Source organism: Diaphorobacter sp. HDW4A, assembly GCF_011305995.1.
Lineage (GTDB): Bacteria > Pseudomonadota > Gammaproteobacteria > Burkholderiales > Burkholderiaceae_C > Diaphorobacter_A.
Genome location: NZ_CP049910.1, coordinates 5,601,876 through 5,622,630 on the forward strand (window position 1 = coordinate 5,601,876; position 20,755 = coordinate 5,622,630).

The 20,755-nt window shown below is 58.1% G+C and carries 10 protein-coding genes; 9 read left to right on the forward strand and 1 reads right to left on the reverse strand.

What is annotated here, in order from left to right; translation table 11 throughout:
* Positions 1–20 precede the first annotated feature (20 nt).
* The 6 genes from G7047_RS25630 (at position 21) to G7047_RS25655 (ending at position 9,628) form a co-directional block, all read left to right on the forward strand.
* The gene (locus tag G7047_RS25630) at positions 21–1,961 is read left to right on the forward strand and encodes a large ATP-binding protein (protein WP_240939265.1); all 1,941 of its coding nucleotides are present in this window, start codon (positions 21–23) and stop codon (positions 1,959–1,961) included.
* A gap of 29 nt (positions 1,962–1,990) precedes the next feature.
* Positions 1,991–4,078, forward strand: a complete 2,088-nt coding sequence (locus G7047_RS25635) for a hypothetical protein (RefSeq protein ID WP_240939266.1) — start codon at positions 1,991–1,993, stop codon at positions 4,076–4,078.
* Positions 4,079–4,093: 15 nt separating this feature from the next.
* Positions 4,094–4,807 (forward strand): TIGR02391 family protein, encoded by a 714-nt coding sequence (locus G7047_RS25640; RefSeq protein WP_166311154.1) that lies wholly within the window; start codon positions 4,094–4,096, stop codon positions 4,805–4,807.
* Positions 4,808–4,971: 164 nt separating this feature from the next.
* Positions 4,972–6,702 (forward strand): ATP-dependent endonuclease, encoded by a 1,731-nt coding sequence (locus tag G7047_RS25645; RefSeq protein ID WP_166311155.1) that lies wholly within the window; start codon positions 4,972–4,974, stop codon positions 6,700–6,702.
* On the forward strand, positions 6,689–8,107 hold the full coding sequence (locus G7047_RS25650) for a UvrD-helicase domain-containing protein (protein WP_166311156.1): 1,419 nt from the start codon (positions 6,689–6,691) through the stop codon (positions 8,105–8,107). Before G7047_RS25645 ends, G7047_RS25650 begins: the two co-directional genes overlap by 14 nt.
* Before the next feature lie 12 nt (positions 8,108–8,119).
* Positions 8,120–9,628 (forward strand): hypothetical protein, encoded by a 1,509-nt coding sequence (locus tag G7047_RS25655; RefSeq protein ID WP_240939267.1) that lies wholly within the window; start codon positions 8,120–8,122, stop codon positions 9,626–9,628.
* A 134-nt stretch (positions 9,629–9,762) separates the two neighbouring features.
* On the opposite strand, the gene G7047_RS25660 is transcribed toward G7047_RS25655, so the two are convergent.
* Positions 9,763–10,962, reverse strand: a complete 1,200-nt coding sequence (locus tag G7047_RS25660; protein WP_166311157.1) for a site-specific integrase — start codon at positions 10,960–10,962, stop codon at positions 9,763–9,765.
* A gap of 291 nt (positions 10,963–11,253) precedes the next feature.
* Between G7047_RS25660 and G7047_RS25665 the strand changes: the two genes are divergently transcribed.
* The 3 genes from G7047_RS25665 (at position 11,254) to G7047_RS25675 (ending at position 20,715) form a co-directional block, all read left to right on the forward strand.
* The gene (locus G7047_RS25665; RefSeq protein WP_205904676.1) at positions 11,254–14,925 is read left to right on the forward strand and encodes a class I SAM-dependent DNA methyltransferase; all 3,672 of its coding nucleotides are present in this window, start codon (positions 11,254–11,256) and stop codon (positions 14,923–14,925) included.
* A gap of 64 nt (positions 14,926–14,989) precedes the next feature.
* Complete coding sequence (locus G7047_RS25670; RefSeq protein WP_166311158.1) at positions 14,990–19,873, forward strand: AAA domain-containing protein; 4,884 nt, start codon at positions 14,990–14,992, stop codon at positions 19,871–19,873.
* Positions 19,870–20,715, forward strand: a complete 846-nt coding sequence (locus G7047_RS25675) for a hypothetical protein (RefSeq protein ID WP_166311159.1) — start codon at positions 19,870–19,872, stop codon at positions 20,713–20,715. The genes G7047_RS25670 and G7047_RS25675 overlap by 4 nt, the downstream gene beginning before the upstream one ends.
* The last annotated feature ends 40 nt before the right edge of the window (positions 20,716–20,755 follow it).

Consider the following 20,755-nt stretch of genomic DNA (forward strand, 5'->3'; position numbering starts at 1 on the left):
AAGATATGGCAAAAGAGAGCATGGAATGGCTGGACGCCATCGCAAGCCGAGCCAAGGTCGATACGAGTCGCGTGGAGTCAGTTTTGACCGCACGGCATATCGTGCCAACCCCGGTGCTACCCGCTCCACGCAGGATGAAGCTTTTGAGTATTGCTTTCGGTGGAACTAAGCAAGGCGTTGAGGACGACGGACTCTACACCTTTGAATGGCCAGACCTGAATGAAGGACTATGGGGAATGATGACGGATCGCAACCTGCGCGGGAAGTCGTCGATCATCGAAGTCGTGCGATGGCTGATGCGCGGCAAGCCATCTCCGAATCTTCAAGATGACGTCAAGAGCTGGATACACAACGCTTGCTTGCGATTCGATCTTGATGGACTTGAGCATGAGGTGCAACTCGATTGTCAAAGCGGAGCTTCTGGCACGCTAAGCCGACGGTCATCGGCAACAGCAAACCCTACGGTACTCGCGTCCTTCAATAGTGATAAGCAGTTCGAGATGGTCATGTCGGACTTCTTTCTGCGTGCGTTCTCCATGGAAGGACTTGCGACATGGCGTGAAAGTGACTCCGAAGAAAAGACCGGCCATGCAGTCGTTCATGGCTGGCCTGCATTGTCAGGCGCGATGTTCATCGGCACAAACTATGACGTAGTGCTCGGTGATCTGCCCGCCACGACAGGAACTCAAGCGCGTTTAATGCAAATGTACCTCGGCGTTCCATGGGTTTCGACACTGGCCACAGCAGCAGCGGCACTGAAACTCGTCGAGTCCGGAAATGAGCTGGAGGCCCGCCGTCGCAATCAGGGTACACGTGCCAAGCAAGCCCGCGTCAAGGAGATCGAAGCAACGCTTGCAGAGAAACGAGAAGCATTGAATTCGCAACCGTCGGATGAGGCAATCCAGGCTGAGCTATCTGTGCTTAGCAGCAGTTACTCAGAAACCAAACATCGAGAGAAGGCAATGCAAGAACGGCTTGATCGAGAGACGCTCGCAGAGCAGCAGGCAAGCGCCGCCTATCTGCAAGATCGTCGAGAATTACAGGCCCACCAAGATTCGACGGCGGCGGGCTCTGTCTTTCGTTTGCTCGACCCGAGTTGCTGCCCACGTTGTGATCATGAAATCGATCAGGCGCGGAAGAAAAAAGAGGCGACTAGCCATTCATGCTCTGTGTGCGGAGAGAATATTTCGAGCAGCGAGGACGCGGATGTTCTGAGGAAAGAGCTTGAGGCGAGCGTCAAAGCGTCAAAAGCGGCATTCGACAAAGCTCAAAAGAATCGTAATTTGGCCGATGAAAGTCTCCAGGCCTTGCAAACGGATCTAGAGAACATCCAGACCAAGAGTGAAGCGTTGACACTTCAGCTTGGGTCGTTCGACGCTCGAAAGCTACTTGCCCACGAGATCGCTGTACTTGAAGGTCGCCTTGAAGAAGCAGGCTTTGATCCTGGTAGCGATGATGTTACGGATGACGAAGCTGCCGTGCTCAAAGCCATTGTCAGCGAGACGGAAACACGGTCCAAAGCCGTCCGCGACGAGTTCCTAGGCGAGGTCTCCGCCAGTCTTCTTCACTTCTCCCAGCGCTTTGGCATGCACAGCTTGTCGAAGGCACAACTGCGTGGAAATGCGAATCTGATCCTGACGAAGGGTGGCGCCGAGACATCGTTCAGCAAAGTGACGAAAGGTGAGCGCCTGAGGCTGAAGGTCGCCACAGTTCTCGCCATGATTCAGGTTGGTGAACGAAGGGGCGTCGGACGACACCCTGGCTTGATCATGATCGATTCGCCCGCTGCGCAGGAAATCGCGCCAGAAGATCTTCGTGAATTGCTCTCGGGGTTGAAAGACATTCGTGACGAACTTCCCCATCTCCAGATTTTCGTTGCAGGCGTGACCTCGAAAGCGATGATCGATCACGTCCCTGAAAGCCATCGCAGAGAAGCCACAAATGGAGGCTACCTGTGGTAATGACCGCGCCTGGGGCTCAACTGCATCCGGTGGAAGTTACGCTGCATACGTTGTTGAGCCAAGGGGAACTGCCGAGCGTCGACAATCTGGGCGGATTCGAAGTAATTGTTGAGGCTACGCCAGCGTTGGGGGCATCCCCTTTTGCTGGTGAAATTTTGTCTGCGGTTCTCCGAGATGCGAGCAACGCATTGGTCAAGGATGTACATCCATGGAAAGACCTGATCGATTGTTTGGTACGAGCCGCCATAAGTGATGTTGCGTTGATCGAAATGGTCGATGCACTGAATTCTTGCCAATTGCCGGACGGTACTGCAAATGACGTATTCATGGCTTTCTTGCAGAAAGCGGTTGATGTTTCCGGTGCGATCACAGGCTATGCCCGAGCTGTAGCACTTGAGGGAGCTTTCCGGCTGGCTGCGTCTGATCGTCGGATGCAGCTTCGCCTGCTGGATGCCTTGTTGGGCATTCAAATTTCCGACGAACCGCATTTTCTTCGCCATGCCGCCAAGATTATGGGAATCGCCCACTCGCATTGGCGCGAAACGGAGTTGGTGGAAAAGCTACGCATCTTCTCCGAGTGCGAAGACGCAGCCTATGAAGCTAGCTTTGAGTTGGGGATGGCAGGTCTCGCAGCTGCGCTCGACGAACCGAAGAGAGAGACGGCAAATGCCATCTTTCTGGATTCCCTGCAGTGGTTCAAGAAAGCTGAATCCTTGAAGGAAGCGGCACCGGAGGCAGCGCTGTATGGGGAATGTCTCACATTATTGACGGATTTCGATGCCCACAAGACCAATATTGAGTTGAGAGCGCGCAGCGCGACGATTCAGAAATCAGCCTTCGAACTCCTTGCCTGGCATGCCGACGAAAATTCGCCAACATGGTTGGGCGCACGGCATATACAGGCTGCATGCTGGAACGATCTTGCAGGAACGCTTGCGTCGCTTGCCGACAGTTTGCAGCAGATTAGCTGGTGGGAACCTAGGGTTGTGATCGAATGTCAGGTGCTGGCTGCTTACAGCGCGGGGCGAACGATCTTGAAACGCAGTCGAGATGGATATCTGGAGACTTTGCTGCGTCCCAGGATCGTGTCTTCGATCGCGCAGCGCGAAGGGCAAGCATATCTTTTGAAATGCTGGCTCAAACAAAACCGCGAGCACGAGCAGATCCCCGAGGCCGATGCGATCCTGAGCGGCATTGATCGGCTTATGGCCGCTGATGCAGAAGCCCAGCGAAACCCCACTGAGGCAGCCACCGTTTGGGCGCCGGTCGCTGCCGTACTGTCACAAGCCCGTTGCAGTAAAGAAACCGAGCGGCGCGTAATCGAAGTTGTCTCGAACGCCTATGCGTTCAGTCTCGAAGGATTGACCACGGCGGAGATCGATATCTTTGACCATTGCTTGGCCTCGGTGGAACATCACCCGGACTACAGGGATGGTGTTCGAGGTGCCAAATTGTTCGGCACCGTTTTACTGTGGACGACCAGATTTCTTAAAAATCGTCTGGAAATTACAAAGAAGGATGATCCATCGGTCGCCTATCTGTTTGAGAAATCTGATGGCACTCTGCCACCAGAGAGCGCACTTCAAGACGATTATTTCCGCTGGATAAGCACTCAATCAGCATCAGGTGAAATGGAGCCCACAAACCTTGGCGGGGGCCGCGCCGACGTGGCCCTAAAGACCACGGGAGAACGCATGGTGATCGAAATCAAGCGTGAAATGGACGATGGGTCATTTGATTCGCTGGCGAATCATTACGCAGGACAAACTACTGACTACCAGAATGTGAGTATTCGATTGGGGTTCCTGCTTGTCCTTGATTTAACCGCGCCGAAACTTGAAGGTACACCACACATCCGATCTTTGATGCAATGTCGCACCATACGGCGATTAGGTGAGAGTGAGCCGAGACACGTCGTTATTGTCAAAGTACCGGGTCGACGGTACTTGCCAAGCGACATCAGTAAAAATGCGCACCTTTCAGGTACTACTGCAAAATCACCGAATAGGCAGCCAAAGCGAAAGAAGGTGCCCGACTTGGCAATACAGGCAGTATCTGCTGCGGCCAGCGTCCTTCCGGGCATCGCCGATGCCTCTGGCGGTTCGGGTGAAAATTGAATATGGAGAGCCTTGATGCTTGAATGGTATTTGAAAGTCAATGCTGTTTTTCGTGCGATACGCCAGAAAGCAATCGACGCTCGGGGCTTGCTCGCGAATGACGATAAAGCGGGTGCAAAATTGGTGAATGGTTATTTGAAAACAGACTACCAATCGCTTCGCAAACTTTGGACGGATGCGGGTTTTCCGGAGCAAGACATGGGAAACCTCGGAAGGCATATTGGGTTTGGAGACGTCAACGATTATGACGACATTCTTGCACGTGATCTACCACAGGTAGAGTCCAGGGCAGAAACGCATGCGCGCAGCGGAGCCGGTACGCAACCACGCATTGGTTTTGAAGAACTGCTACATCCGGCCATCTTCGCTCATGCCTTTCAGCACTATGTGAACGGACACTACCGCGATGCCGTTCTGAACTCAATCGTTGCAGTCTTTGATCTGATACGAGAGCGCACCGGCCTGGACCTCGACGGTGCGGCTCTTGCGACGCAAACATTGAGTTTGGAGAAGCCGCACCTGATCCTCAGCGAACTTGACACGGAGTCGGGCAGAAATGATCAGAAGGGTTTCATGCAAATTTTAGTCGGTGCTTACCTTGGCATACGCAATCCCAAGGCTCATTCGCTAAATCATGATCTCGATCCGGAGAAGGCCGCTCAGTATCTGATCTTCGCCAGCCTTCTAGCCAGACGGATCTACGAAGCGAAAGACGCGCCGAAGACATGAGTTGAGCCAGTTGCATCGGTGGTTCTCGATATGGCCGCCGGCTATTGGAACTCAGACGATGTCCTGCGGAAGACCGCAGGCAGCGCAATCGAACACTTCTCAATGTGCTTCTGCACCAGGGCTTTCTAAGCAGAACAGGCCGCACATCATCACAGGGGCACCCAATGGCAAGAATAAGAAAGATCGAGATATCCAACTTCCGTGGCATCCAGCAACTGGTGTGGTGTCCATCGCCTGGCATCAATTGTCTAATCGGCACAGGCGACAGCGGAAAATCCACGGTGTTGGATGCGATCGACCTGTGCTTGGGCGCTAGGCGCAATGTTCAGATTTCCGACGCTGACTTTTTCGGCCTGGACATCACCGCTCCCATCAGCGTCACGCTGACGCTAGGTGCGTTAGATGACAGCATGAGTGCCCTGGAGAGCTTCGGTGCGTTTCTACGCGGCTATCACGCCGCCACGGGCGTCGTCGAAGACGAGCCGTCCGCTGGCGCAGAAGTGGTTCTCTGCCTGAATCTGACAGTCGCCAGCGACCTGGAGCCATCCTGGACTCTCATCTCCGACCGCGCCTCCCAGCAAGGTCTGGTGAAGGCACTCGCGTGGAAGGACCGTCTGGCCCTGGCGCCGACACGGATCGGTGCGCTCGCTGACTACAACTTGGGCTGGCAACGAGGCTCGGTCCTGAACCGCATCTCGGAGGAGCGCGCTGATGCCTCGGCGGCACTCGTGAAGGCTGCGCGAGATGCGCGTGGCACCTTTGGCGATCAGGCCGAGCAGCAATTGAGAGACGCGCTGGGGATCGTCGCTGCGACCGCTCAGGAACTCGGCGTCCACATCGGCGCGAAGGCGAGAGCACTGCTCGACTCGCATTCCGTGTCGTTCGGAGGCGGGACCATCTCCCTGCACAACGAGGGCGGCATCCCGCTTCGCAGTCTCGGCGTCGGGTCCACGCGCCTGTTGGTGGCTGGTCTGCAGCGTAAGGCTGCCAGCCAAGCGTCGATCGTCCTTTCGGACGAACTGGAGTACGGCCTTGAGCCGCACCGCATTGCTCGGTTTCTCGGCTCTCTCGGAGCGAAGGAAGCGGCCCCGCTGCAGGCGTTTCTCACCACGCATTCGCCGGTAGCGCTTAGGGAGTTGTCGGGCGGCCAGCTCTTCGTGCTGCGCCGCAGTCTCCACGGTCACGAGGCCCGCATGGTGGGTACCGATAACGACACCCAAAGTACCATTCGCCTTTATCCCGAGGCCTTTCTGGCTGGCTCCGTGATCGTGTGCGAAGGAGCCAGCGAGATCGGACTTCTGCGTGGCCTGGATTTGCACCGGGTTGAACACGGCGGCGTGTCCCTGGCAGCACAGGGCATTGCCATGGTCGACTGTGGCGGTGGCGAGCCCGACCGCCCCTATGCTCGCGCGGCGGCCTTTCAGTCGTTAGGCTACAGGGTGATGGTGGTACGTGATGACGACAAGAAGCCCACGCCGGCCATCGAGCAGGCATTTCTGCAGGCCGGTGGCGCAGTCGTCGCCTACCGCGCAGGCCGCGCATTGGAGGACGAACTATTTGGCAGCCTCACGCCGGTGGCGTGTCAGCACTTGATCAAATATGCCCACGACCTGCATGGCGACCTGATTCATGAACACCTACGCACGGTCTCGAACAACACGCTGACCGTTCAGGCCGTCTGGGACGAAATCCAGAACACGCAAGCGCTGTCAGTACCAAGCCGAGCCATGCTCGGGCAGGCAGCGCGCATCCGCAAGGCCGGTTGGTTCAAGTCCATCTCTTGGATGGAGGACGTAGCAAGGACCATCGTGGCGCCGGACTTGCCGCTATGCGATCCAGGCTTCAAAGCACTGGTGGACCAGGTATCTGCGTGGGCTGCCCATGGCCCCCGCTGAAATCGACCTGCGCGCGATTGCCCGCGGTACCGTTACAGCACCGGCCGGGTGTGGCAAGACGCAGCTGATCGCCCACGCTCTGGCTGCTCACCGAGGTAGCAAACCTATCCTCGTGCTCACGCACACGAATGCTGGCGTGGCGGCACTTCGTGGCCGGCTGGACCGTGCCGGTGTGCCGCACAGCGCCTATCGATTGAGCACCATCGACGGCTGGGCCATTCGGTTGATTGCGAGCTTTCCGGGTCGCAGCGGTCACGACCCGGACATCCTGCGGCTTGCCACGCCAGCGCGAGACTACCCGGCGATCCGCGAATTCGCATGGAAGCTGTTGCAGGCCGGACACGTCAGCGAGGTCCTGAAAGCGTCCTATGCGCACCTTATCGTTGATGAGTATCAGGACTGTTCGGTGCCTCAGCACTATCTCGTCTACTTTCTCTCGCTGATTCTGCCGGCCTGCGTGCTTGGCGATCCGATGCAAGGCATCTTCGGTTTCGGTGGTAACGCCTTGGCCAACTGGGAGCAGCAAGTGTGCGCGCATTTCCCGGTCGTGGCGGAACTGGCCACGCCGTGGCGGTGGCGCAATACCGGTGCGGAAGCACTCGGACAGTGGCTTCTGGAGGCTCGGCGCCTGTTGGTGGCCGGTCAGTCGGTGGATATTCGCACCGGACCACCAGCACATGTGACGTGGGTTCAGACCGTCCCGCCCAACGACCATCCGCAGCGACTAGCTGCCGCACGGACACTGCCGCCCACCGCCGACGGGCGTGTGCTGCTTATCGCGGACAGCCGTAACCGTTCGAGCCAGCAGAACTTCGCAAGCCAGACGCCAGGGGCCTCGACCGTCGAGGCAGTCGACTTACAAGATCTCATCGCCTTCGGAAACAGTTTTGATGTTGCATCTGCAGGGGCATTGGGACAGTTGCTGGCGCTGGCGCAAAGCGTCATGACCAATGTGGGTGTCGCAGAGCTGACACGGCGTCTGGAGTCATTGACCAGAGGAACCGCGAGGAATCCGCCGTCCGCAGCGGAGAGCTGTGCCTTGGCGTTCCAGCGCGCCCCGTCCATCGCCGCAGCCGCAACACTGTTGTCGGAGCTGCGCGAAATTCCGAATGTGCGTGTGCATCGGCCCGCCATTCTTTACGGCGTGCTCAAGGCGCTCCGTGGAGCTTCGGCAGGAAACGTCCCGCTTGCGGAGGCTGCTAGGCGCGTGCGGGAAGAGAACCGGTTGTTGGGCCGCCCGTTACCCAAGCGTGCAGTCGGCAGCACGCTACTGCTCAAGGGGCTGGAGGCGGAAGTGGCGGTCGTGCTGAATACGGAGGGCATGAGCGCACAGCACTTATATGTGGCCATGACCCGCGGATCAATGAAGCTGGTTGTGTGTAGCGCCAGCCCCATATTGGGCTAAGTAGGAGGGGAAATGGCAAGAGAGAACAAATTTGGAAGCTCGGGCGGTGCAAAAGAGACGCCCGCTGGAAAGCTCATGGAGACGATCGTCGAGGACGTGATCAAGGCGAAGGCGATGCCCTTTGCTCAGTGGCAAGCCCTCAGCGCAAACCCCTTGGTTCCGCTTGCCATTTCGGTGTCCCAAGGCGGTCAGTATCCGGTCACACAAGTCGGCGTGGACGCAGCTCACATGCTGTCACAGCAAAGCTGGAAATCACTCGAAGCCTTGCGCCAGACAATTGACCGGGAGGCCTTCATCAAGCTCTCGTTCCAGGCGATCGGAGACACGCTTCGCGACTGCCAATCGCGCCTTCCAGAAGTACCGGACGGTCAGAATGAGCAGGACGTGGTGCTCGGTGACGATTTTTACGCTGTGCTCGTCGACGACTACCAAGCACGCCTGCAGCAGCTTGCCGCCAGCGCAAGTCCCGATGTCGACCGGCATATCCCTTGCCATCTGTTTCACTCGGATCAGGCCGTGCCGGCATTCGCCGTGGGGCCAGTGCGATTCCTGCCAAGAGCGGAATGGCTCGATTCCTTTGTCAAGGACTCGGAGGTCCGCGAGCTCATCCACCAGGTCGAGGCCCGTGAACTGGACATGGAGGAGTTGACCGCTCGATCAACTGTCGCCGAGAGTGGCCGCCGTGCATCGCATGCGTTGGATGTTCTGCGCACGCTACGCCATTACAGCTGGGTAGCGACCATCCGGATGGAAGGGCATGAGCATGCGCGGTCCCATTTCAAAGCGTCGGTGGTGGTGGGACTTGCGATTGACGCAATCGGACTGAGGTTCCAGGTCGAGGATGCGCGACGCTTTACCAAAGCCGGCAGGCAGCATCTTTTTGCAGAGGACCGGTTCGCGACCACGCTAGACGGACGGATATTGCGTGGATCGAGCGTACAGATGCCTGGCATTGGTGGACGCCCCGGTGCACTGGCCGCCAAGATGGCGGGCGAACAATCCTTCCTGGATGCCGCCGGGTGCATCTTGCAGCACTACGTCGATGGACGACGAAGCGGACATGCGCTGCATCTCGTCGAACGCTGGGCGAATGCACTGTACTGGGTCGGTGAAGCTCGTCGCGAGGCTTCCGACTTCATGGCAGTGGTCAACTATGGCTGTGCCGCCGACGGGCTGTCGGGCGCAGGTGGCAAGGCGAGCGATATGACAAGCTTCGCCGAGACTGCGCTCAAGCCTGAGGGTGACACCGTGCCCGAGGGCGCGCTCACGGTGGATGTCGCAGTCCACAAGGTCTACCGAGAAGGCCGCAACAAGCTCGCTCACGGCGAAATGTCGGGACTACTGGAGGACCTTGCAGAGCCGCGAGCAATCGGCGAGGCGCTGCTGCCGGCACTGTTCGATGTTGTGACGCCGGTGCTGGCTGACCTTTTACAGAACGAACAGAACCTGCTGAAGCTTGATGAGAAGAGAGCCTATCGTCTGCTTGAGGCAAAACTGGCAGCGCGCAAGGCGAACGCTTGACTTGACGGCCTGATTTTTTGACTCTTAGCGCGCTGACGACCGACTTGCGTTGGTTCGCTACCAACTTGGTCGCCTTGTTGTCGCTAGCAGCGCCGAAGGTGCTGCTAGCGACGGAACGGATACCTTTCACCGGATCATGCCTTCACCTCTTCAGTACGGCGCGCCCCCGTGATTGTTTTGCGCCGATTGGCCACCAGCTCGGCGGCTTCCCGCACCGGCTTGTCCTCGGTGTGGACGTAGCGCATGAACATCACCACAGTCTTGTGAGCCGTCAGGGCCATGCCGACCTTGACCGGGATACCTGAATTGGCAATATCGGTCGCCGAGCGATGGCGGATGCCGTGCGTCCCCACATGCGTTGCACCCGCCGCTTTGAGCGCACGGCTCCAGCCGCCGTAATACTCGCCGGTGGTCAGGGGTTGCCCTGGATGGCGCGGCGACGGCAGTACGTAGGGATTGCCTTCCGGCCTCGGCGCCGTCGAAAGCAGCCGGTAGGCTTCCTCGCTTATGGGCTTGGACATGCCGCCGGTCTTGCTATCGGGCCAGACGACGCGGCGGTTTTCCAGATCGATCCATTCCCATTCGAGCGAGACGATTTCGCCACGGCGGCCGGCAAACTCGAATTGCAGGCGGATCGCTAACGGGATGACGTAGTTCTCCAGCCCCTCGGCCTCGATCTTGTCGAGCTGCCGGAACAGCTTGCCCATGTCCTCGTCGCTGATAAGGTGGGTGGACTTGCCGGCAGGGAACATCGGGACATGGCGGCAAGGATTGGTGCCGTCAGGCCGATAGCCCCACACCTCGGCCAAGTTGAACATCTTGCGCAGGATGCTGAACGCCTTGTTTGCCTCGGTCTGCTTATACGATAGTTTTTCCATCAGTCCGGCAATGTCAGGGCGCTTCACGTCGTGGACCTTCTTGCGGCCCAGCAACGGGATGATGCAGCGGTCGATGACGCCTTGATAGCCGACTCGGGTGCTGGGCTTGTTGCGCTTTTTGGAGTGATCCTCCATGAACTTCTTGCACAACTCCTCGACGGTGGGCGCTTTGCGGGCTTCCGCCTTGGCTGCGCCGGGATCACCACCCCGGCGTACCTGGGCCAACCATTCCTGCGCGAGCGAGCGGGCCTGTTCGACGGTCAGTTCCCCGTACTGGCCCAAGGCGGGCTTGCGGCGCTCGCCAGCGTTCGTCCGATATTGGAGCATGAACACCTTGCGGCCCGACGGGGTAATCTTGCACAAGAAGCCGGGCACCAGCGTGTCCCGGAGTTCGACGGCCTGCGCCTGTGGTTGTGCCGCATCGACAGCGGACTTGGTGAGCTTGATTTTTGCCACGATGACTCCTCGGAAAGACCCGGTTCCCAGGAGCCTTCTAGGGGCCAGCAGAGAGGAAGTCGGGTCAAGTTTCAGAAAGCACCGGCATATGATGAACTCGCCTAAGTTATTGATAAACCTGCTGTATCTAGTCTTGGCGTAGTCCAGCGAAGTGCCGGGCTGGAGTCATGGTGAAATAAAAAAGGCCGTGCCGCATCAGACGACGACGAAGGCGATGACGACGCAGAAGGCAGTGATGACGACAGCGCCAGCACAGGCCGCCAAGCCCGCGCCAGCGATTCCGACGCCGACATGCTGGAGAACGCCTGGTTCGTCCCCCGCAGCCGCATCGACGATTACAAAGACGACGAAAAGGTCTACGACGTTGAAGACGGCCGCCGCAAACTGCGCATGCACCCCAAAGGCAGCTTCATCTACCGCCTGGCGGGCCGCGACCGGCAAAAGAGCGCCAGCTACTACACCCCCCAGGTGCTCACCCGGTGCCTGGTGAAATACGCCCTCAAAGAACTGCTCGACGAGAAAAACGACCGCGTCAAAAAGGCCGACGACATCCTCACTCTCACCGTGTGCGAGCCAGCCATGGGAAGCGCCGCGTTCTTGAACGAAGCCGTCAACCAGCTGGCCGAGGCCTATCTGGAGCGCAAGCAGGCCGAGCTCAAAACCCGCATACCCCACGACCAGTACCCGCAAGAGCTGCAAAAAGTGCGCATGTACCTGGCCGACCGCAACGTCTTCGGCGTGGACTTGAACCCCGTGGCCGTCGAGCTGGCCGAGGTATCCATCTGGCTCAATGCCATCTATGGCGAGCAAGACGACAACGGCCAGCCCTTACCCGCCCGCGTGCCATGGTTTGGCTACCAGCTCTTTGCCGGCAACAGCCTCATTGGTGCGCGCCACCAAGTCTATAACGCCGCCTCCCTGAAGAAAGGCGCCAAACCCGCATGGTTTGATGCCCCACCCCGGCGCGCCACCGTTGATGCGCCGCGCCAGCCCGACGAAATCTGGCACTTTCTGCTGCCCGACCCCGGCATGGGCGACTACACCGACAAGGTGGCCAAAAGCCTCTACCCCGACGACTTTGCCCGCCTCAAAGCCTGGCGCAAAGCCCTCACCGCACCGCTGGGCGACTATGAAGTTGCCCGCCTGCAGCAACTCAGCCAGCAGGTGGAGGCACTTTGGGCGCAGCACACCGCCGCGCTGGCCCGTGACCGTGCCCGCACCGAAGACCAGCTGCGCGTCTGGCCGCACGAATTTGAAGCAAAAAGTGCCCCTGGCGCAGATGTGGAAAGCGCTAGCAGCTATGAAAAAAGTAGTGAGAACCGGGTCTCCCGGGCGCAAAAGGAAGCCATCCGCCAGCAAGGCCTGCTGAACGAAGACGGCGACCTGGCTACCCCGTTCCGCCGCCTCAAGCTCGTCATGGACTACTGGTGCGCCCTTTGGTTCTGGCCCATCACCCGCAGTGCCGACCTGCCCAGCCGCGAGCAGTGGTGGATGGAGGTGGGTGCCATCCTGGAGGGCAACGTCATCGACATCACGCCCCAGGTCAACCTAGTTTTCAGCCAACCCGCAAGTCAGCCAGCCACCGGCGGCGGCGTCGAGCTGGTGTTTGGCGATGACGACGACAGCGCCCCTGTGTTCCAGAAGGTGCAGCCCAGCTTCGATGGCTTTGACGTGCAGCCCGAACTACAAGCCGCCAACTCCGCACCCGGTAGCGCAGCCGCGCTGCACGACCGCTTGGGCCAGCTGCGCATCAGCAAGCTGCGCCAGCACTTTGCTCGTGTGGCCGTGGTGGAGGGCATTGCAGAGCAGCGCCGCTTTATGCACTGGGAGCTGTGCTTTGCCGATGTGCTGCTGGGCGCAGGCCCCAGTGCTGATGGTCGACCCGGTGGGGGTTTTGATTTGATTTTGGGCAACCCTCCTTGGTTAAAGGTGGAGTGGGACCCTTCCGGGGTACTGGGTGAAATGAACCCGGAATTTGCGATTCGGAAGATTAGCGCACCTGAACTCGCGAAGAGAACGATTCCCGCATTCGATGAGTTTCCTGGGGCGCAAACTGCGTGGACTGCAGAACTGCAGGAGGCTGAGGGTGCTCAGAATTTTCTCAATGCTGCGCAGAACTACCCGCTGCTGCAAGGCATGAAAGCCAATCTCTACAAATGCTTTATGCCTCTGGCCTGGGACTTGAACAGTGCGCACGGCGTGGCAGCGTTGCTGCACCCCGAAGGGCCATATGACGACCCCAAGGGCGGCAAGCTGCGCGATTCTGTGTATGCGCGGCTGCGACGGCATTTCTGTTTTGTGAACGAGTTGCAGCTTTTTGCCGAGGTGGACCACCACACCAAATACAGCATCAACATATACGGTCCCGCGCAAACCGCGCCGTGCTTTGACCACTTGGCCAACCTGTTTGCGCCAGCCACCGTCGATGCCTGTTACCTGCACGACGGCACGGGAACGGTGGGTGGCTACAAAAACGAGGCCGGGCAATGGAATACCACCGGCCATCGCGACCGCATCGTGCGCGTGGACGAGGCCGCGCTGGCCACTTTTGCCCAACTCTACGATGAACCCGGAACCCCCGCCCGCCGCGCGCGACTGCCCGCTTTGCACGCAGGAGCTTTGGGCGGTGTGCTGGAAAAAATTGCAACTTGGCGGATGCGATTTCTGAATCTGGGGAAGGGTGTTCGAACGATTGATGTGGTGTTCGACGAGACGCAGGCCCAAAAGCTGGGGCTCTTAGCGAGCCGAAAAGTCTCTGATGGGTTTGCGAAATCGCCAGAAGGTTTGGTCCTCTCAGGCCCTCATTACCACGTTTCGAATCCGCTGAATAAAACGCCTCGGTTGGTCTGCCGCTCGAATGGGCACTATGACCCTATAACGCTTCAAGAGCTTCCGGATGACTTTCTGCCGCGTTCAAGTTATCTACCAAAAGCAAGCTCGGCCGAATATGTAAATGCACTTCCTAGGATTGCTTGGTCCGTTGACTCAGAAGTCGATTCATCGTTACTAACTGAGCACTATTCACTCTTGCATCGGCGAAGATTGGCGCAAACAGGGGAACGAACGTTGATTCCCGCGATTGCTCCCAAAGGGGTCGTTGCGGTCAATTCCAGTGTTACAACGGTTTTTCGCTCGTCAGCCCATCTATTGGTGGCAAACGCGACACTTAGCTCGATACCGCTCGACTTCCTCATCAAATCTGCGGGTCGCGGTGACCTTTATGGTGTGGATTTGATGAAGCTTCCTTTCGTATGTGAGGGAGTCATACAAGTTATGGCTCGTTCTGCGGCGCTAAATTGCCTCACCACCCACTACGCTCCGCTGTGGGAGCAGGTCTATGACCTAGGCTTTGCCGACCAGCGCTGGAGCCAACCGAGCAACCCGCGTCTACCGCACGGTTTCTGGCACACGCTCACCAGCACTTGGACGCGCGATTGCGCTCTGCGGAGTGATTACGCCCGCCGCATGGCGCTGGTCGAAATTGATGTACTGGTAGCCCAGGTCTTGGGCCTAACGCTGGACCAGCTGCTACTCATCTACCGCGTGCAGTTCCCCGTCATGCAAGGCTACGAGCGCGACACCTGGTACGACGCCACCGGCCGCATCGTCTTCACCAACAGCAAGGGCCTGGTAGGCGTAGGCCTGCCGCGCAAAGGCAGCCGCACCACCCCGCGCACTCGCATCACCACCCCCGACGGCAAGGTGCGCGAAGGCAACTTCGGCTGGGACGACCTGTGGGCCTACGCCTGTGCAGACGCCGGCGACAGCGAAGAAACCCAAAAACGCGGCGGCACGCCCAAGGTGCCCGACGGCACCACCATCACCCAGTGGCTCATGGACGACACCCTCCCCGGCGGCCCCCGCGAAGTGCAACGCACCTACACCGCCCCCTTCACCCGCGCCCGCCGCGAGGATGACTACCGGGTGGCTTGGGCGTTTTTTGAAGCGCCGCCGCCGCAATGACTAGTCGCGTTGAGCGTCTTCATGCTGCTATTCATAAAAACTGAGTTCGATTGAGAGGGAGAACATGGACATTAAGCTCATCAAGAAAACCGGAGTTCCCAAAGCCGAGGTGGAAGCACACCAGCAGATTCAGCGAGAGTTCAGTGGCACCGCTTTCAGCAAGGGATGGCGTGGATACGCTTCCTTCGCTATCAGCCGAGGTGGACGAGGTTCTGGTGACGACGACTTTGACCTGGTACTCATCACTCACAGTGTCGTGGCCGTCGTGGAGTTGAAGAACTGGCACGGCAAGCTTCTTGAGTCCGACGGGCAGAAGTGGTATCTAGATGGGGAGTCGAGGGACACGTCTCCAGTGCTCAAGGCGAATCTGAATGCCAAACGACTTGCAAGTTTGATGAAGCAGAAGCTTGGTACGGACTTCACTCCGTTCGTCACCTCTTTTGTCGTGATGCACGGTGACGTCAAACAGACGAAGCTCACACCTGACGAAGAGAAATCTGTCCTGACGATGACGGAGTTTCTGTCGCTACGCTATGAGCAGGTATTCAAGCAGTACTTCTGGAAGCGACCATTCTTCAACCCGCTGAACTACCTCAAAAGGTACGACGATTTCTTTGAGGGGCCCTCGTTCAAGCCGAAAGACTACCTAGTCGACGGCTTTCGACCGGAGAGTGCCCCCATCTTCATTCACCCCAAAAAGCTGTATTCGGAGTTTCGAGCCAGCGCCAAGGACGACCCGCTTAAGCATGCGCTTCTGCGACAGTGGGACTTCACGGCACTTGGTTTGGACCTCATCGGCGAGCGAGACCGCCCTTTTGTAGGCCTTCGAGAGCAACGAGTCTATGAGTACGTTGTCGAGAAGAATGAAGAGCTCTCACTGAGTCTAATGCGCCCTATCAGCCGCAAGGCTGACCGGGACGTGACGCTCGACTTCGTTGAGCTTTATTCGCTTCCCAGCCGTGTCACCCGTCTAGCCGAGTTCACCCATTCGGTGCTTCCAAAACTCTCCGCTGATGAGCGGCTCAGCCTTGTAAAAGCAGTGCTTCACAAGTTTGGAGAGCTTCATGACCTCAATGTGGCGCACCGTGACATTGGGGACCACAGCGTCTGGGTGGACAGGTCCTCGAAGGTCGTCATGTCTGGCTTTCCTGCGGCCTACTACCCAGAGATGAAGACCGTTGGTGCCTTCCGCGACAAAGTCAAGGTAGAGCAGTCCGTACTACCTGAGGACGGGCAAGCCGAAAGCGCGGCGACACCCTATCGGCGGGACGTGTTCATGCTCGGCGCTTTAGCGCACCTCGTATTGTTCGGAGAGCGACCACCGAAGTCCGCCGATACGTACGCCTGGTCAGACAGAGCCGAGACTGGGTTCAACTCGGGTGTGACCGATGTCATCAAGAGGGCGTTGTCTTCGGCGCCAAGCGAGAGGTACCTGAACGCTCGGGAGATGCTGGAAGCGCTGAATTTTGCGACTACAGACGCCCCGCTTCAGATTGTTGATGTCTCTGCCTTCGAGTCTTACCGCGCAAACAGCAAGGAGCGCGACTATGAAGAGACAGACATGTTTGCGGAAACGAAGGAGTACCTATGCTTCCGGTCCACCACGGAAGACGGCGACCACCTCGTGAAGGTCTGGTATGGGGTTGAGCCGGACCCCAAGAAGCCGGACCTTTCGCTGCGCCTTTTGTCCTTCCTCGAGCGTGCCCGCGTTGTAAAAGGCATGCAGATTTCGGGGCTGCATCCTGTCGTCGACTTCGGGCTGTCGAGAGGTAGCCTCTTGTTGGTGACGGACTGGGTCGAAGGACAGCCTCTTTCAACCTGGCTCCTGACGTCACCGTCTTATGAGGCGCGCATGCAGGTGGCCCGGTCGCTCGTGGGCACACTTAACAAACTCCATGCAGTGGACCTTTCGCATGGCGACATCCATCCCGACAACATTGTGGTTCGCAGCTTGGGTGACGCCGTACTGGTGGACGTTCTGGACTTCAGCAGAACCCACGGCGATGCGTACACCACTGGATACCTTCCTAGCAACTACCAATCGTTGACTCCCACGGAGCGTGACCGATACGGCCTTGCGGCCGTGCTCGTCGAGGTCTTGGACTCCAGCCGCGAAGCGCCGACTAACGGGAGTCTTCCGATTCCTCGTGTTTATGAAGAGTTGGCGAACCTGCTCGGGGCGCAGACGCTGTCGACCCTCGACCCGCTCTCGAAGGCACTCGACAAGGTCGGACACAGCGAAAAGGACGAGTCGCAAAACTTCACAGTGGTCGTGCCGAACCTCGCATACTCTGGCGTGCCTGCGGGTGCGCTGCGAAGCGACAACGGTGTTTTTCATATTGCTGTGCAGCCTGACCGCCAGTCCGAGGGACGCATCCGGTTGTATGTGACAGGCGTCGGCCGTCAACTCACTTTGATTTGGAATCCGTTTAAGGAGGTTGTCGAGTCTGTCAAGGCCAACAGCGTTTCACAGAGTCAACTGTTGCGCTCTCAAACCATGAGAGATGCTTCAGTCCGAATGGAGGTGCAGCTCGTCGACGGGCCTACACCGGATGCCCAGGACCTGGTCTTGTTTTTGCTAGGCGATGCGCAGGTGAAGCGACGCCTTCCGGCCAGCGATAGCGCCAAGCAGGCGGAAGCCAAGGAGGCCGTTTTCGAGTCCGATTTTGAGGACGGTCCGGCGACATCGGATGATGACGACACAGTTCCTATTCGGGAGCTCTGGAGAACGCTTCTTGATGCTGAAGAGGACGCGTTTTTCACCGTGACTGTCGCGGGGGACAAGAGATACAACCCAGAGCGCTCTGGTCAGCTCTTGATTCCATACCACGCTGACTCCGGTGTTTTGAACTACGAGCTACCCGATTCCGTCGTCGTCGAAAGCCAAACCAATGACGGGGTCTGGAAGCCCTGTGGGGAACTTAATTTGCGTGACACGACAGTCGGCGCTTACGCTGAGCTGGCCATTGACCAACCTTACCTCCGGGCGAATTTCAAGATTGGCAGTCGACTGCGCCTGATGAGCACGAATGAGAAGGCATCGTTCACGCGAAGACGGTTCGCGGTTGAGCGAATTCTTCAGGACAAGGCTGTAGTACCTGGGCTCATTTCTTACTTTGAGGCCGCTCCGTCTGCCGAGCTAGCACCTATGAAGTTCTCTGCTCCGTCCGACCAGGACTTGGAGGCGTATTCAGAGCATGGGAAGAGCCTCAATCAAAGTCAGCGTGAAGCCTTTAAACGTGTCCTGGGGAGCGGACCTGTGAGTTTGCTTCAAGGCCCTCCGGGTACTGGAAAGACTTGGTTCATTGCCTCGTTGCTTCACTACTTGATGACCAAGGAGGGCGCGCGGCGCATTCTGCTGGTCAGCCAAGCGCACGAAGCCGTCAACAATGCCTTGGAGAAGGGGATGGAGGTCTGCCGCAACATGGGGGTGGACTTCAATGCCGTCCGACTTGGCGCGGAATCGGTGGCTTCCGACGAGATTCGGCATCTGCACGCTTCATCAATCGAGAACGCATATCGTGAGTCGTTCAAGGCCGAGCAGAAGGAGCGCATCGTGGAGCTCGCCACATCTTTTGGCCTGCCGAAGGGGTATGCGGCTGAAGTGGTCGACCTTCACCTAAGGCTTGGGATGCTTTGCGACCGAATTGCGAAGCTTCAGACTCGCACGGGAGGGGCGGACGAGCGGTCGGTAGCATCGATGGATGCTAGGGTCCGCGCGCTCACGGAAGCGTTTTACGACATTGCCGCAGACGTTTACCAGGTCGATGCCCAAGGGGCACCAGTCGAAATTCTGAGTGGAATTCGAAATGACTTGGCCGAGAAGTACGAGGTCCGTTCGCAGGATGCTATATCGAGGCTTGGTAGAGTCATCAAGCTGTCCGAGGAGTGGGTCGCCGCCCTGGGTTCGTCAGACGCCAATTTCGCGGAGTTTTTGGCCAAGTCTCGAACCGTCGTTGCAGGCACTCTTGTCGGTATTGGTTATAGAGGCGCGGGGGTCGTGCAGAACATCTTCGACTGGGTCATCATCGACGAGGCGGGACGTGCAGCGCCCAGCGAGCTAGCCGTTGCAATGCAGGCGGGGCATCGAATCCTCTTGGTTGGGGACCACCTTCAGCTTCCGCCTACTTTCTCGGACCAGGTGCGGCAAGCAGTCCGCGAGCGATACGGCGTTGAGGATGATTCGGCGTTGCTTCGGAGCGACTTCGAGCGACTGTTCAACTCCGCCTATGGGCAGCAGGTTGGAACAACGTTGTTATCCCAGTATCGGATGGCGCCAGACATCGGCGAGCTGGTGTCCGAGTGCTTCTACGGTGGAAAGCTTGAGACGGGCAGGGGTGTTCCGCCCGAGTACTACGACTTGCTGCCCGTACACCTGTCAAAACAAGTGACTTGGGTCGACACTTCAACGCTGGGTCGTCGTGGTTACGAACAACAGAACGAAGCCCGCGATGAGACTTGGAACACTGCAGAAGCGCATGTCGTCATGGCGTTGCTGCGGCAGATTGTTGAATCCGAGGAGTTCATGACATTCATGGCGGAGGACCTCAAGCCGCAAGAGCCCCCCATCGGCATTATCTGCATGTACAGCAAGCAACGGTCATTCATCGACAAATTGAAGGCCGAAGCGCCATGGCTTGGGTCTTTGCGGCGCCTTGTCAAGGTCGACACGGTGGACAGCTATCAGGGCAAGGAGAACCGAATCGTCATCTTGTCTACGGTGCGAAACAACACGGACGGACGGATTGGTTTTCTTCGTAGCCCGAACCGGGTGAACGTTGCAATGTCTCGCGCTATGGAGCGGCTGTTCGTAGTGGGTTCCAGCAAGCTCTGGCAAGGAAGACACGCTGATACGCCCCTGGGTCGGGTCTTCAAATACACCGAGCAGCTTGCGGCGCAGGGTCGCGCTGTGGTCCTACCCGCCGAACAACTGGGAGAAGGAGAATGAGCTTTCCATCTGAGTTCAACCGTGTGACCTTTGGGCTTCCGGTGGAGACCTTTCGGGTAGATGCATACATCGCACTTGAGGAGCGTCTTCCCGTTGTCACTGAGTTCGTTTTGCGGCTTTTACGAATCTGTGGGACGGTCAACCTCACCGCGTTCAGGAACTACTTCGGCTTCACGAATAGCGAGGCATTGGCTGTCATCGATTCGTTGGTGCGACAAGGTCTGCTCGACGTCGTTGATGAAGACGTCCAACTGAGTCGATTCGCAATCGAACGTTTTGAGGAATCGGGGGGAGACCATCCGCGGTTCAGCAAGGTTGAGCTTCGAAGCGATACGGTGACCTTTGACCTTATTTCCTTCACACCTCTTAGGCCGCAGGCAAGCGAAGCTCAGTCGGACAACCTGCTGAAGTTAGAGGCCTCAGACGAAGCGATTGGCGAGAGTGCAGAGCGTGCCCGCATGGCTTACCGGCAACGCTTTCCTGAGGTGGCAGCGCTCCGTGGCGACCTGCGCGACCGTTCGTTCGGCGTGTACTCTGTCGAAGAAGTTGAGAGCAAGCGCCGGGCTTACATTCCGATTCCTGTCAGCTTTGCGCTCGACAGTGACGGTCAGGTTCAGAGGCAGATTGACCAGACCTTTGAGCGGGCTGCTCCGCCTGAACTGGTGCAGTTCGTGAACCAGCAAGTCACTGCAGCGATTCCAAAGACCCTCACGCTTGGGGGGGGCGACTTAGAGGAGTTCATCGATACCTTCGAACTGCCCCTGCTTCGACAGTACCTCCAGGGCAAGAAGTTTGACCTGTTTCGGTATCTCACCGTAAGCGCACGGTCATCCCACCCTTGAAGGGATTGGTCTAAGCGGCAACGATGGTGTCCACCAAAGA

What these genes read in the sequence shown, in the direction of transcription:
- G7047_RS25665 (WP_205904676.1), top strand. Translation starts at nt 11,254, where the DNA reads ATGCTGGAGAACGCCTGGTTCGTCCCCCGCAGCCGCATCGACGATTAC.
- G7047_RS25655 (WP_240939267.1), top strand. Translation starts at nt 8,120, where the DNA reads ATGGCAAGAGAGAACAAATTTGGAAGCTCGGGCGGTGCAAAAGAGACG.
- G7047_RS25630 (WP_240939265.1), top strand. Translation starts at nt 21, where the DNA reads ATGGAATGGCTGGACGCCATCGCAAGCCGAGCCAAGGTCGATACGAGT.
- G7047_RS25675 (WP_166311159.1), top strand. Translation starts at nt 19,870, where the DNA reads ATGAGCTTTCCATCTGAGTTCAACCGTGTGACCTTTGGGCTTCCGGTG.
- G7047_RS25670 (WP_166311158.1), top strand. Translation starts at nt 14,990, where the DNA reads ATGGACATTAAGCTCATCAAGAAAACCGGAGTTCCCAAAGCCGAGGTG.
- G7047_RS25645 (WP_166311155.1), top strand. Translation starts at nt 4,972, where the DNA reads ATGGCAAGAATAAGAAAGATCGAGATATCCAACTTCCGTGGCATCCAG.
- G7047_RS25650 (WP_166311156.1), top strand. Translation starts at nt 6,689, where the DNA reads ATGGCCCCCGCTGAAATCGACCTGCGCGCGATTGCCCGCGGTACCGTT.
- G7047_RS25640 (WP_166311154.1), top strand. Translation starts at nt 4,094, where the DNA reads ATGCTTGAATGGTATTTGAAAGTCAATGCTGTTTTTCGTGCGATACGC.